This is a genomic window from Streptomyces sp. MS191 (assembly GCF_008042125.1).
Lineage (GTDB): Bacteria > Actinomycetota > Actinomycetes > Streptomycetales > Streptomycetaceae > Streptomyces.
Genome location: NZ_RDBI01000053.1, coordinates 4,980 through 17,794 on the forward strand (window position 1 = coordinate 4,980; position 12,815 = coordinate 17,794).

At 74.8% G+C, this 12,815-nt stretch carries 11 protein-coding genes and 3 pseudogenes; 5 read left to right on the top strand and 9 right to left on the bottom strand.

Translation table 11 applies throughout. The features are described from left to right. Positions 1–221: pseudogene (locus EAO71_RS22975) on the top strand (hypothetical protein); the annotation flags it as partial. 59 nt (positions 222–280) lie between these two features. Here the strand turns inward: EAO71_RS22975 and EAO71_RS22980 are convergent. From EAO71_RS22980 to EAO71_RS23005, 6 genes are all read right to left on the bottom strand, one after another. Continuing rightward, a complete protein-coding gene (locus tag EAO71_RS22980; protein WP_147979726.1) occupies positions 281–1,753 on the bottom strand; it encodes an APC family permease in 1,473 nt (490 codons plus the stop codon). Between the two features lie 199 nt (positions 1,754–1,952). Then, the gene (locus EAO71_RS22985) at positions 1,953–3,920 is read right to left on the bottom strand and encodes an FUSC family protein (protein WP_147979727.1); all 1,968 of its coding nucleotides are present in this window, start codon (positions 3,918–3,920) and stop codon (positions 1,953–1,955) included. A 40-nt stretch (positions 3,921–3,960) separates the two neighbouring features. After that, entirely contained in the window at positions 3,961–4,200 is a 240-nt protein-coding gene (locus EAO71_RS22990; RefSeq protein WP_147979735.1) for a DUF2630 family protein, read from the bottom strand. A gap of 292 nt (positions 4,201–4,492) precedes the next feature. After that, a complete protein-coding gene (locus tag EAO71_RS22995; RefSeq protein WP_187282795.1) occupies positions 4,493–4,927 on the bottom strand; it encodes a hypothetical protein in 435 nt (144 codons plus the stop codon). 7 nt (positions 4,928–4,934) lie between these two features. Further along, entirely contained in the window at positions 4,935–5,360 is a 426-nt protein-coding gene (locus EAO71_RS23000; RefSeq protein WP_147979728.1) for a DUF7144 family membrane protein, read from the bottom strand. A 72-nt stretch (positions 5,361–5,432) separates the two neighbouring features. After that, entirely contained in the window at positions 5,433–6,227 is a 795-nt protein-coding gene (locus EAO71_RS23005; RefSeq protein ID WP_147979729.1) for an alpha/beta fold hydrolase, read from the bottom strand. Between the two features lie 78 nt (positions 6,228–6,305). Between EAO71_RS23005 and EAO71_RS23010 the strand changes: the two genes are divergently transcribed. Both EAO71_RS23010 and EAO71_RS23015 read left to right on the top strand, forming a co-directional pair. Then, complete coding sequence (locus EAO71_RS23010; RefSeq protein WP_147979730.1) at positions 6,306–7,634, top strand: aminotransferase-like domain-containing protein; 1,329 nt, start codon at positions 6,306–6,308, stop codon at positions 7,632–7,634. A 327-nt stretch (positions 7,635–7,961) separates the two neighbouring features. Next, positions 7,962–8,372, top strand: a complete 411-nt coding sequence (locus tag EAO71_RS23015) for a hypothetical protein (RefSeq protein WP_147979731.1) — start codon at positions 7,962–7,964, stop codon at positions 8,370–8,372. A gap of 45 nt (positions 8,373–8,417) precedes the next feature. Here EAO71_RS23015 and EAO71_RS23020 read toward each other — a convergent pair whose 3' ends face one another. Both EAO71_RS23020 and EAO71_RS23025 read right to left on the bottom strand, forming a co-directional pair. After that, positions 8,418–8,966, bottom strand: a complete 549-nt coding sequence (locus tag EAO71_RS23020) for a hypothetical protein (RefSeq protein ID WP_261992301.1) — start codon at positions 8,964–8,966, stop codon at positions 8,418–8,420. A gap of 185 nt (positions 8,967–9,151) precedes the next feature. Next, complete coding sequence (locus EAO71_RS23025) at positions 9,152–9,877, bottom strand: DUF4232 domain-containing protein (RefSeq protein WP_147979732.1); 726 nt, start codon at positions 9,875–9,877, stop codon at positions 9,152–9,154. Positions 9,878–10,253: 376 nt separating this feature from the next. Between EAO71_RS23025 and EAO71_RS23030 the strand changes: the two are divergent. Further along, positions 10,254–11,369: pseudogene (locus tag EAO71_RS23030) on the top strand (FAD-dependent monooxygenase); the annotation flags it as partial. A gap of 5 nt (positions 11,370–11,374) precedes the next feature. Here the strand turns inward: EAO71_RS23030 and EAO71_RS23035 are convergent. Next, positions 11,375–12,343 carry an alpha/beta hydrolase gene (locus tag EAO71_RS23035; RefSeq protein ID WP_147979733.1) on the bottom strand — a complete coding sequence of 323 codons (969 nt, stop codon included), beginning with the start codon at positions 12,341–12,343 and terminating at the stop codon, positions 11,375–11,377. 175 nt (positions 12,344–12,518) lie between these two features. On the opposite strand from EAO71_RS23035, the pseudogene EAO71_RS23040 reads away from it, so the two are divergent. Beyond that, a pseudogene (locus tag EAO71_RS23040) lies at positions 12,519–12,800 on the top strand (alpha/beta hydrolase); the annotation flags it as partial. Between the last annotated feature and the right edge of the window lie 15 nt (positions 12,801–12,815).

Genomic DNA, 12,815 nt, shown 5'->3' on the forward strand with positions numbered 1-12,815 from the left:
CCGCGGCCGCCGCCGGCTCGATGGGACAGATCATCGAACACGCCGTCGCCGCGATCGGCCTCCAGATCGCCTTCCAGATCGCCTTCTACTACGGACTGGCGGGGATCGCCGCCGTCGTCGCGTACCGCGGGATGCTCCTCGGCTCGGTGCGCAACCTCCTCCTCGGCGGCGGTGCGCGGCTCGGGGGCGGGACGTCGGTGCGGAGCGGGGCGTGGTGCTGAGTACGTCGCCGGCGGGCCGGCGGTTCGGCGGAGGGGGACGGTCRGCGGCGGGGCGGTGGTCAGAAGTCGGTGGCGAGGGTCTCGTCCGGACGGCGGGCGCGCGGGGTGCTCGGCGCGAACGGCTCCGCCGCGGCGAGGGCGCGGGCGGCGTCGAGCCGGGCGGGCCGGTAGTACGAACTGCCCTTGCGCCAGTACACGATCATCGGGACCACGCCGACGAGGAGACCGCCGAGACCGATGACCAGGGAGGGCGTGGACAGTTCGCCGAGCGACTCGGCGAACGCCCAGAACATGAAGGCGGACCCGAGCAGCGGCCAGACGCCGCCGAGGAGGAGGTTGCGCACCGAGCCGAGGAGCATCCCGCGGTACGCGACGACGGCGGCGATCCCCGCCAGTCCGTAGTAGAAGGCGATCTGGAGGCCGATCGCGGCGACGGCGTGTTCGAGGATCTGTCCCATCGAGCCGGCGGCGGCCGCGGCTCCGAACATCACGAGGGCGGCGGCGCCGACCGCGACGATCGCCACCCACGGCGTGTTCCAGCGGCGGTGGACCGTCCCGAGCGCGGCCGGCATCGTCCGGTCCCTGCCCATCGCGAACAGGGAGCGGGTGACCTGGATCAGGGTGGTCTCCAGGGTGGCGATCGTGGACAGCAGCACGGCCACGATCAGCAGTTTGCCGCCGACACCCGGCCAGATCTCCTGGCCGAGCACGGCGAGGACGCCCGCGCCGCCGGCCTCGATCTGCTCCGCGGTCAGCAGGACGTTGACGGCGATGGTGAACGCCTCGAAGAGCAGGAAGACCACGCCGACGCCGACGAGCGCGGCCAGTCCGGCGGTGCGCCGGCTGTCACGGGTCTCCTCGCTGAGGTTGCTGGTGACGTCCCAGCCCCAGTAGTAGTACGCGGCGATCAGCGCGCCGGAGGCGAAGCCGGCGGGGCCGTCGAAGTGGCCGAGGCCCAGCCAGGACCAGTCGAAGGCGACGGCGTGCCCACGGTGCAGCAGCGCGGCCAGCACGAAGCCGACGAGGATGAGGATCTCGACGCCCGACATGAGCAGTTGGGCGCGGACGGTCAGTCGGGCGCCGCCGAGCACGACCAGCAGCATGAGCAGGAACCAGCCGAAGCCGACGGCGGCCGACAGCGGTGTGTTCTCGGCGAGGCCGGCGTCGAAGAGGGAGAGGGTGAGCGCTCCGGCGGGCAGCGATCCGGCGACCATGAAGACGGTCGCGGCGACCACCAGGGCCCAGCCGGAGAGGAAGCCGAGGAAGGGGTGCAGCGTGCGGCCCACCCAGGAGTACCCGGCGCCCGCGTTGACGTCGATCCGGCCCAGGCGGGAGTAGGCGAGGACGATGCCGAGCATCGGTATCGCGCAGTAGAGCAGGGCCGCGGGTCCGGCGAGGCCGACCGCCCCGAACAGGACGGCGGTGGTGGCGGCCAGCGAGTAGGCGGGTGCGCTGCCCGCGACCGCCATGACGATGGTGTCGAACGTCCCGAGGACATTGGGCTGGAGCCCTCTGCCGGTGGTGGTGCGCATGGCGGATGTCCTTGGGTGGCACGGGAGGTGGTGCAGGACGAAATGACCGTGTCATCGGGTCGGTTGACCGCTCCGGTGAGCGCGGATCAAGGTGAATCGAGCGCATCGTAGTCGCCTCCGTGGAATCCGGTAACGGCGGCGGGGAGGGTTCTCACGGGTGACCGCCGGTAAGGGCATCCGTACGCCCCATGCGGCGGGTTTAGGTTCCGTCCGGTCCGTTCTCGCCGCGGGGAGAGGCGATCGCGCGGGCCGCCCGGACCTCCTGGCGCAGGGGCGCGAGCACCCCCTCCTCGTCGCCCAGCAGCTCGGCCCGCACCTCCACCAGGACGCTGCTGCTGCGCAGTCCGTCCGCGAGTTCGCGCAACTGCCGTTCGACGGCGGCGACCTCGGAAGGCTCCGGTGGCGCGGCGCCGTGGTCGACGCGGACCCGGGCGGCGGTCGTCGCGTCGACGATCCGCTCCACGGCGACGACCAGGGGCCACCAGGCGGTGGCGAGGGTGCCGGTCGGCGGCGGCTCGGTCAGGGCCCGCTGGAACTCGGAGCGCACGGCCGACAGGTCCCGGTAGAGAGCGCGCCGGGCCCGGACCCGGACCGCCTGGCTCTGCGGCACCGGATCGAAGGCGCAGGTCACGTAGGTGGCCGTGTCGGCGACCGCGTCGGCGAGCCGGTCGCCGATCCGGGTGTGCCAGGACTCCGGCCACAGCAGGTATCCGGCGATCAGGGCGATGGCGCAGCCGATGAGGGAGTCGTACAGCCGGGGCAGGACCAGGTCGACGCCCTGTTCGTTGAGCAGGTCGGAGAGCAGCAGGATGACCGGGGTGATCGCCGCGGTCTGGAAGGCGTAGCCCTTCGCGGAGAAGGCCGGGATCAGTCCCCCGAGGACCAGCATCACCGGGACGTCCCACCAGCCGCGTTCCAGCTCGGCCAGCAGCAGCGCGGCGACGAGGAGCCCGGCCGCGGTGCCGAGGGCGCGGAGCACGGCGCGGGAGAAGACGGAGCCGAAGTCGGGCTTCATCACGAACGTGACGGTGAGGGCGACCCAGTACGAGCGGGGCACGGGCACCAGGGAGACCAGCGACTGGGCGAGGCCGATGCAGAGCGCGAGCCGCAGGCCGTAGCGCCAGGAGGGCTCGGACAGCAGGACGGCGCGGGTCGTGCGGCGGACCCGGATGCGCAGGGCGGCGGGGCGGCCGAGCCGGTCGTCGACGTTGTACGGGTCCGGCTCGGCCTCGTGGACGACGGTCGCCGCGTGGCGCAGGGCCTGGTCGACGGCCCTCTCGGAGGGGCGCGCGGCTTCGGGCAGGTCCAGGACGGGGGTGCCGGTGCGGCCCTCCTCGACCGCGTCGGCCAGGTCGCGGACCGCGGCCGGGATCTCCGGGGGTACCGGCCGGTGGAAGCGGCGGGCCGCCAGGTGCGCGGCCGGCGCGGCTTCCACCAGCGGGATCACCACGTTCAGCTGCGCGAGCAGGCGGACCAGGACGGGGGTGCGGCCGTGCTGGCGGGTGCGCCGGGCCAGGACGAGGTCGTAGGACTGGTCGAGCGAGGTGGTGACGGCCCGGCGTTTCTCGTCGTACGTGTCCGAGCCCGCGGCCTCGAACAGCACGGCGACGGCGCGGTAGGTCCCGGCGACCGCCGTGCGTTCGGGGACCCCGCCGCGCAGCGGCCAGCCGAGCAGGGTCAGCGCGAGGACGACGACGCCGCCGAGGGTGAGCAGGAAGGGCGCCTTCCACCACGGGTCGGGCAGGGGCAGGCCGGCGCCGACGACGGCGTTGAGGAGCAGCAGCAGGCCCGAGACGGAGGCCACCGCGCCGATCGAGGAGATCATCCCGGAGACCAGCGCGATCGCGGTGAGGACGACGACGGCGAGCCAGCCCTGGCCGTGGACCAGGGATCCGAGGGTGACGCCGAGGGCGCCGAAGAGTTGGGGGACGGCGATGTTGTAGAAGCGCATCCGGTACGCGTCGGCGGTGTCGCCGATGACCCCGGACAGGGCGCCCATCGAGACCAGGGCCCCGGACACGGGCTGGTCGAGGGCGAAGCCGACGGCGAGCGGCGCGGCGAGCGCGACCGAGGCGCGGGCGACGGCGGCCCAGGGGACGGGGGCGGGTTGCGGGCGCAGGCCCGCGGTGAGCCAGGGTGGCGGGCTGAGTCCCGCGGGTCGTGCCATTCCTCCCCCTACGGGTCCCGGTCCCTGCCGGTCTTCGACGTCAGTTGCGGTATCCCTCCACCTCCGCCGCCGGGCGGACGGCCGCCGTGTCCGGGTCCTCGCCGAACTCCGCCTTCGCGCGACGCTGGCGCAACAGGTCCCAGCACTGGTCCAGTTGCACTTCCAGCTCGGCGAGCCGGGACCGCTCCTCCGCGAGCAGGCCGCCCACCCGCTCGCGCAGGGCGCGCTCCTCCTCGACGAGGGAGCCGATGTTCCCGAGGATCTGCGCGTCGTCGTACATGGGGTCCATGTACTCAAGCGTGGCCGATCGGCGCCCGGCGTGCAGGTCGAGCACGCCCGCTTCCGTACGGCCGGGGTGCGCGCGTCCGGCCGCGGGCGGCTGGTACCGAGCCGGCGGACCGGCTCTGACCAGCGGGTCGCCCCCGCGCGGTGGCGTCCCGGCACCCGCCCCCTCCCGTACGGCCGGTGTGGCGGGGCGGGTGCCGGGGCGGCACGGAGCGGGAGACGGCCGCCGGGGATCCCGGCGCGGGACGGCGGGCGGCCCGGGGGCCGCCCGCCGTCCCGTCGCGGCGTCAGTGCCGCAGGGCCTGGCCGATCTCGGCCTTCGTGGCGCCGGAGAGCGTCCGGTTGCTGCGCGCGGTGCCGTTCTTCGACGCGCCCGGCGCGACGCCGTCGATGTTCAGGACGACCGCGTCGAGCAGGTTCCCTTCGTCGTCACGGAAGTTGACCCAGACCGTGTAGTCGGCCTGCGTGTCCGTGGGGTTGGTCGCGGTGATCTCGGAGACGGTCCGGTCGCCGTCGGGCTTCGTGGCACCGGCCTTGACGTCTCCGGTGGCGTTCACCCCGTCCTTGACCTCGTTCATCTTCTCCTGGGCGGCCGAGGCCGCCGCGGCCGTCGCGGTGGCCACGATGTCCCCCGCCGTGTCCTTGACCTCGTCGCATCCGGTGAGGGCGACGGCGAGGAGCGCGGACGCGGCGGTGAGGGCCCCGGTTCGGATGCGGTTCACCTGTGGCTCAGCCCTTCGTCCGGCCGAAGGACTGCGTGTCCGTGGCCAGTGCCCAGATCACGAAGATCGAGATGGCCATGGTGAACAGCGACCACCAGGGCTGGTAGGGCAGCGAGAGGAAGTGGGCGATCGTGTTCAGGGCGGCGAGCGTGATGCCCGCGGCCCGTCCCCATTCGGTGCCCTTGAGGATCCCGTAGGCGGAGAGGACCACGATGATCCCGAGGATCAGGTGGATCCAGCCCCAGGACGTCAGGTCGAACTTGAAGGTGTAGTCGCCGACACGCGTGTAGACGTCGTCCTCGGCGATCCCGGCGATGCCCCAGATGATGTCCATGATGCCGATGACCAGCATGAGGACACCCGCGAACAGCGTGCCGCCGGAGGCCCACGCGCTCTTGGTGCTCGGCTCGGGGGATGCGGTGTTCTGGCTCATGAGCCTCATGGTCCGGCCGTCGGCCCGGGAGCACCCGTCAACTGAGCCGAACGGGTGAACGGGGCCTGTGGGTCACCGCCCCGAGGGGTCGAGGCCGGCCAGGAACGCCGCCAGGGCCGTGTCGAACTCCTCGGGCCGCTCCAGGTTCGGCAGGTGCGCCGCCCGCTCGACGACCACGAGGGTGGAGTCCGGCAGCGCCGCGTGCATGGCCTCGGCGTCGGCGACCGGGGTGTACGCGTCGTCGCGGCCGACGACCACCAGGGCCGGTACGGAGACGGTGGCGAGCAGGGCGCGGTAGTCGGGGCGTTCGGCCCGGCCGCGCAGGGCGGCCGCCGCGCCTGCCGGGTCGGTCGCGCACATCATCCGGTGCACGTGCGCCGCCGCGTGGGTGTTGTACGGGGCGACCATCCTGTCCAGGACCTCGTCCGCGTATCCGCGCATGCCCTCGGCGAGCAGCCGGTCGGCCATGGCGTTGCGGGCGGCCTTGCCCTCCGGGGTCTCGGCGCCCGGGAAGGTGTCGGCGAGGACGAGCCCGCGGATGCGTTCGGGGAAGAGGCGGTGGCACTCCATGACGATCTGGCCTCCCATGGAGAGCCCGCCGAGGACGAACCGGTCGATCCCGAGGTGGTCGAGGAGGGCGGCGAGGTCCCCGGCGAAGGCGGACAGCGGGGTGGTGCCGGGGACGACCGTGGTCGCCCCGTAGCCGCGCAGGTCGGGCGCGACGACCCGGTGCGAGGCGGCGAAGCGCTCGGTCTGCGGGCGCCACATGGTGCGGTCGAAGGGGTGGCCGTGGACGAGGACGAGCGCGGGGCCCGTGCCCTTGTCCTCGTAGCCGATCGTGAGTCCGTCGATCTCTGCGGAAGGCATGGTCAGAGGCTAGGCAGGGGGTTGATGTCGGTGCAATAAGATCTTTGCTCTCGGTGCAATGTGACGGGAGGGGGCGGGGTGGACGACTACCGCCGGATCGCCGACCGGGTGGCGGCACGGATCGCCGACGGTCGGCTGCGGCCCGGTGACCGGCTGCCGCCGCAGCGGGTGTTCGCCAGGCGCCATGGCATCGCCGGCTCGACCGCGATCCGGGTGTACGGAGAGCTGGCCCGTCGGGGCCTGGTCGTCGGCGAGGTGGGACGCGGCACCTTCGTCCGGGCGGCTCCGCCGCTCCCGGGCCCCGCGCTCGCCGAGGCCACCGGCGCCGCGCCCGTCGACCTCCAGCTCAACTACCCCGTGGTGCCTGGGCAGTCGGAGTTGATGGGTCCGGCGCTGGCGTCGCTCGCGCGGGCCGACGTGCTGGGGGAGGCGACGGGGCGCCCCGCGGCCGCCGCCGGTACGGCTCCGGCCCGGGAGGCCGCGGCCGGGGTCCTGGCCCGCGCGGGCTGGGCGCCCGGACCCGACGAGGTCCTCTTCGCCGGGAACGGCCGCCAGGCCATCGCGGCCGCGGTCTCCTGCCTCGTGCCGCCCGGCGGCCGGCTGGGCGTCGAGGAGCTGACGTATCCGCTGGTCAAGGCGGTGGCCGAACGGCTCGGTGTCCGGCTGGTACCGATCGCCACCGACGTCGAGGGGATGTGCCCGGACGCGCTGGCCGCGGCGCACCGGGCGGCCCCGCTCGCCGCCGTGTACGTCCAGCCGACCCTGCACAACCCGACCGCGACCACGGCGAGTTCGCGTCGCCGGGCCGAACTCGCCGACGTACTGGGGGAGTCGGGTCTCACGGCGGTCGAGGACACCACCTGGGCCTTCCTGGAGCCGGACGCCCCGGCGCCGTTGGCCGCGCACGCGCCGGAGCGGGTGATCCTCGTCGACAGCCTCTCCAAGCGGCTCGCCCCCGGGCTCACGGTCGGCTATCTGGTGGCGCCCGCCGCTCGGCGGGAGGCGCTGGCCGCGGTGTTGCGGTCCGGGGCGTGGACGGCCGGCGGCCTCGCGCTGGCGGCGGCGACGCGCTGGGCGGCGGACGGGACGGTCGCGCGGGTCGCGGCGGCCAAGCGGGCCGACGCGGCGGCCCGCGGGGAGTCGGTCCGGCGTCACCTGGGCGCGTACGCGATCCGCACCGCCCCGCACGCCTACTTCTGCTGGTGGGACCTTCCCGGTCCGTGGCGCGCGGAGACCTTCGTCGCGGCCGCCGCCCGCGCGGGCGTGGCGGTGACGCCCGGCAGCGCCTTCGCGGTGGGCGCGGCCACGGCGCCCGACGCGGTCCGGATCGGCCTCGCCTCGCCGTCGCCGGAGACCCTGGACCGGGCGCTGGCCCGCCTGGCGTCGCTGGCCGCCGAAGGGCCCTGAGGCAGACCGCCGGCGGTCCCGGGCGCCCCGCGGCGGCCGCCGGTACGGCTCCGGCCCGGGAGGCCGCGGCCCGAGACCGCCGGCGGTCCGGGCGCCCGTGGGTCCGTGGGTCCGTGGCGTGGCGCTTGCCTTCGGGGAGCGGCCGCCCGCGCAGACGCCCGGCGGGGTCGCCCCGCCCGCCCCGCCGGGCATGCCCTTCGAGATCGACGCGGTCGCGGTGCGGCCCTCCTCCCGGGGCGGTCCGCGCCGCCCGCGGGCCGGGTTGCGCGGGAGGTGGCCCGGGTGTGCCCTTGAGGGTGGAGGGGGCGAGAGGGAAGGAGCCCTGCCATGGCCGCACACGCAGCGGTGCCCGCGCGACGGCACCTGAGCACACACGGTTTCGGTCTGCCGGTCACCCTGGGCCTCGCCTACGGCATCTACGCGGCGGCCATCCCGCGCGACGGCGGCGTCCTCACCTGGGGACTGGTCCTGCTCGGAGTGGTCTCCGGACTCGTGCTGGCCGCCGGCGTGTACGCGCTGCGGAGGTGGGGACACGTGATCCCGCGCGAACCGCACGCGGCGGCGTGGGGAGCGCTCGCGGGCATCGCGATCGGTTTCCTCTACAGCCTCTCCGATTCGAGCATCTGGTCCGCGACCGTCCTCGGCCTGGTCGTGGGGGCGTGCATCACGCTCGCCGCGTTCTACCTCCTCTACACGCACGAGGACGTGCCCCGGCGGCCCGTGCGGCGCACCCCCTGAGGGGATCTCCGTCCGAAGGCTCCGGCGTGGGCGCGGGCCGCTGCCTCAGCGGTGCGCGCCCACGCCGGTGCGCGTCGCGGCACGGGCGCCGGCGCGGCGGCGGTGATAGGCGACCGCCACGGCGGCCAGCAGCGGGGCCCAGGCGACGAGCGGCAGGTAGCAGACCAGGAACAGGGCCTCCTGGAGCGGGCCTTCGGTGTGCGTGCCGGTCGCGCCCCGCCCGATCCCCGCGCACGCCACGTAGGTGAACCAGCCCGTCAGCGCGAGGAGTCCGAACGCGCCGGCCAGCGCCGCCGCGGTCGCCCCGGTCGCGCCGACCGGGCGACCGCCGAGGAAGGGCAGCCGCTTCGGGAACACCTCGCCCCAGGGCCGGACCAGGCCCAGGGTGAGGAAGGCCAGCAGCTCGCCGACGACCGTGAGCGCGATCTGGAAGACGGCCTGTCCCGGCCCCATCGCGTCGACGTGCGCGACGGGCAGGCCGAGCGTGAGGGCGATCCGCCACAGCCCGGAGGGCAGCACGACCAGCGGCACGGCGTGGGCGGCGAGCACCGCCCAGCGGGGCACGTCGGGAAGGGCTTTCATCGTCATCGGCATGGCCCCAGCCTCGCGCCGGGGGCGGGGTCCGGACGTCGCCCTGTCGTCCGGACCGTCTCCGCCGCGCGGGGGAGACGGCGTCGTCCGCGCAGCGGCGACCGGGGCCGTCCGGCCGCACCCGTGAGGTGCGGCCGGACGGCCCCGGTCCTGCTCCGAGGCGCCGTCTCGGTGCTCCGCGGCGCGGCTCAGAACTCGTCGGCGCCGTTGCGCAGCTCGTAGGTCCAGTAGCCGGTCTTCCACTTCGCCGGGTCGACGGCGATGCCGTCGGCGCCGGGGGCGCGGACCGCGATCACGTCGTCGCTGCCCCGGAGCGTGACGGAGAAGGCCGACACCGGCTCGTTGTCCTCGTGGACGCCGCCGTCGGAGAGCCGGACCAGCGCGTAGGCCGGGTCGCCCGCGGCGAGGACGACCGGGGTCGGGGGCTTGCTCTTGGCGACGGCCGGCACGTTCTCGCGGTGGCTCTCCAGGAACTGGATCTCCGGGAAGCCGTCCAGCCGGCAGGTGCGGCCCGAGGTGTTCTTCGCCGTGAGCACGATGTGGGTGTAGGGAGGCCCGTCCTGACGGTCGGCGCGCAGGGTGACGTCCTTCGGGGTGCAGGCCGGCGTGGTCGCGACCTTCGGCCTGGCGGCGGCCTTCGAGGCGCCCGTGCCGCCGGAGGTGCCGGAGGTGCCGGAGGTGCCGGAGGTGCCCGTGCCCGACGTGCCGGAGCCGCCGGTACCGGACGTGCCCGAGGTGCCGGCGGCGGTGCCCGGTGTGGCGGAGGCGGAGGCGGCCGGTGCGCCGCCGTCCTGCGTGCCGGCGGCCTTGGCGGCGCCGGTTCCGTCCTCTCCGCCGCAGGCGGTCAGCGTGAGGGTGAGTGCGGCGGTGGCCGCGGCGGCGAGGACGGTGGTGCGGTGACGGAACGTACGCATGGGAACTCCCCCGTGACGTGGTGCGATCGGTGTGGAGGGCGGTGCGCCGGTCGGCCCGGGCTGCCCTGGGCCACACACTGGCCCGGCCGCCGACCCCACCGCCAGAGCGGCCGGCCGATCTGGGACACGGGAACGTTCCAGGGCACTTGACCTGCGAGAACAGTCGACCCTGGAACGGTGGAACGGGACGGCCCGACGGCTTCCCCGCCGCCCGCGGGACACCGCGTCGGCGTCCCCCGGCGTCCGTCTCCGGCCCGCCGCCCGCTTCCGGAACCGGCTCCCGCCCGCTCGCCGGGCGCGCCCCGCCGGGTGACCATGGGTTACGGGACCGGCCCGGGGTCGGCCACCGCCAGGGGGAGAGCACTGGGAGGCACCCGTGGCGCACACCCGAGGAACCGACGTACTCGACGTGCTGGTCGTGGGCGCCGGCCCCGTCGGACTGAGCGCGGCCGCCGAGCTCCGCCGCCGCGGGGTGGGCTGCCGGCTCGTCGACCGGCTGCCGGCCCGCCTCCCGTACGCCAAGGCCGTCGGCATCCAGCCGCGCACGCTGGAGATCTGGGACCGGATGGGACTGGTCCGCGCGGTGCTGGAGGCCGCCGTGCCGATGCGCGGCCAGCTGATGTACCTCAACGGGCAGGAGGCGGGCCGCATCGACCTCGTGCTGCCGCCCGAGGTGCCCTACACCTTCGCCGCGCTGCCGCAGTACGAGACCGAACGCCTCCTGGAGGAGTACGTCGCGGGCCTGGGGACGGTCATCGAGCGCGGCACCGAGCTGCTCTCGTTCACCCAGGACGAGGACGGCGTCACGGCACGGCTGCGCACCGCGGCGGGTGCCGAGGAGGAGGTCCGGGCCCGCTACCTGGTCGGCTGCGACGGCGCCCACAGCAGCGTCCGCAAGGGGCTGGGACTGTCCTTCGAGGGCGGGGCGTTCCCGGAGGAGTACATGCTCGCCGACGTCGAGACGGACTGGGACCTGCCGGCCGGATACGGCGTGCGCTCGCTGCACCGGACCGACGACGGCGCCACGGACGACCTGCTGGTCTGCATCCCGCTGCCCGGCGTCCGCCGCTACCGCATGTCGATGCTGGTCCCGCCCGAACTCGCCGCCGGGGCGGCGGACGGGGCGCCCGCCCGGGGCGACGGCGTGGCCCACGGCCTGGAGGGCGCCCGGCGCCCGGAACTGGGCCACATCCAGGCCGTCGTCGACCGGCTGGCCCCCCGGCCGGCCGTCGTGTCCCGCATGCGGTGGTCGTCGGTCTTCCGCATCAGCCACCGGATCGTCGACCGCTACGGCGACGGCCGGGTCTTCGTCGCGGGGGACGCGGCGCACATCCACCCGCCCACCGGCGCGCAGGGCATGAACACCGGCATCCAGGACGCCTGCAACCTGGCCTGGAAACTCGCCCTCGTGCTGGGCGGGGAGGCCGGGCCGGCCCTGCTCGCCTGCTACGACGCCGAGCGCCGCCCGATCGGCGAGGAGGTGAGGGGGCGGGGGCTTCACTGTCCGGCGAAGGCGCGGCGCAGCGTCGTGACGGCCAGCTCGATCGCCGACTGGGCCGCGTGCGTCTCACGGAGCGCGTCGAGCATCACGAAGTCGTGGATGACGCCCTGGTAGCGCACGGCGGCGACCGGCACTCCGGCCTCCCGCAGCTTGTTCGCGTACGCCTCGCCCTCGTCGCGGAGCACGTCCGCCTCGGCGGTGATCACCAGGGCCGGCGGCAGACCGGTCAGCTGCCCGACCGTGGCGCGCAGCGGGGAAGCGGTGATCTGCGCGCGCTCCGCCTCGTCGGTCGTGTACTGGTCCCAGAACCACTGCATGGCGTCCCGGCGCAGGAAGTAGCCCTCGGCGAACTCCTGGTAGGAACCGGTGTCGAAGGCGGCGTCCGTGACGGGGTAGAACAGCACCTGCTGGAGCAGGGGGGGTCCACCGCGCTCCTTCGCCAGCAGGGTCAGCGCCGCGCTCATGTTGCCGCCGACCGAGTCGCCGGCCACCGCGACGCGGCTCGCGTCGAGGCCGTGGGAGGTGCCGTCGGTGACCACCCACCGGGCGACGGTCCAGCTCTGCTCGACGGCCACCGGGTAGCGGTGCTCGGGGGACCGGTCGTACTCCGGGAAGACGACCGCGGCGCCCGCGCCGACGGCCAGTTCCCGCACCAGCCGGTCGTGCGTGTGCGCGTTGCCGAAGACCCAGCCCGCGCCGTGGACGTACACGATCACCGGCAGCGGACCCCCGGCTCCGGCCGGCCGCACGATGCGGGCCCGGACGGATCCGGTGGGGCCACCCTCGACGGTGACCCACTCCTCGTCGACCGGCGGCTTCGCGACCGTCCCGGACTGGACGTCGTCGACGGCCTTGCGGCCCTCCGCCGGCGGGATCTGGAAGAGGTACGGCGGCTTGGAGGTGGCTTCGGCGAAGGCGGCGGCGGCGGGTTCGAGTACAGGGGGCACAGCGGCGTGAGACGTCATGTCCGGCCTCTTCGACGGTGGGTGACGGTCAGGGGTGCCCCCTCGTCGGGAACACGTCCCGGACGCTACGCGCCGTACGGCCGCCCGGGTCGTCCCTGAGTGCACGACACCTGGACGTGGGCGCAYGGATGGCCGTACGCGGCCACCACTCGCGGTGCGCCGTCCATCACCCCCGGAGCGCGCGCAGATCACCGCTTCCCCGCTGCGCGCCACGGTCGGGCAGCTGACCGGTCTGCCGCCGGCCCTGGTGATCACCGCCGAGGCGGACGTGCTCCGCGACGAGGGCGAGGCGTACGCGAACAAGCTGCGGGAGGCCGGAGTGCCGGTCGCCGCCGTGCGCTACCAGGGCGTCATCCACGACTTCGTGATGCTCGACGCGCTCCGTGAGACGCACGCGGCCCAGTCGGCGATCGAGCTGGCCGTCACGACGCTGCGCCGCGCCTTCGCCGGACAGTGAAGCCCCCGCCCCCTC

What these genes read in the sequence shown, in the direction of transcription:
- EAO71_RS22980 (WP_147979726.1), bottom strand. Translation starts at nt 1,753, where the DNA reads ATGCGCACCACCACCGGCAGAGGGCTCCAGCCCAATGTCCTCGGGACG.
- EAO71_RS22985 (WP_147979727.1), bottom strand. Translation starts at nt 3,920, where the DNA reads ATGGCACGACCCGCGGGACTCAGCCCGCCACCCTGGCTCACCGCGGGC.
- EAO71_RS22990 (WP_147979735.1), bottom strand. Translation starts at nt 4,200, where the DNA reads ATGTACGACGACGCGCAGATCCTCGGGAACATCGGCTCCCTCGTCGAG.
- EAO71_RS23000 (WP_147979728.1), bottom strand. Translation starts at nt 5,360, where the DNA reads ATGAGCCAGAACACCGCATCCCCCGAGCCGAGCACCAAGAGCGCGTGG.
- EAO71_RS23005 (WP_147979729.1), bottom strand. Translation starts at nt 6,227, where the DNA reads ATGCCTTCCGCAGAGATCGACGGACTCACGATCGGCTACGAGGACAAG.
- EAO71_RS23015 (WP_147979731.1), top strand. Translation starts at nt 7,962, where the DNA reads ATGGCCGCACACGCAGCGGTGCCCGCGCGACGGCACCTGAGCACACAC.
- EAO71_RS23020 (WP_261992301.1), bottom strand. Translation starts at nt 8,966, where the DNA reads ATGCCGATGACGATGAAAGCCCTTCCCGACGTGCCCCGCTGGGCGGTG.
- EAO71_RS23025 (WP_147979732.1), bottom strand. Translation starts at nt 9,877, where the DNA reads ATGCGTACGTTCCGTCACCGCACCACCGTCCTCGCCGCCGCGGCCACC.
- EAO71_RS23035 (WP_147979733.1), bottom strand. Translation starts at nt 12,343, where the DNA reads ATGACGTCTCACGCCGCTGTGCCCCCTGTACTCGAACCCGCCGCCGCC.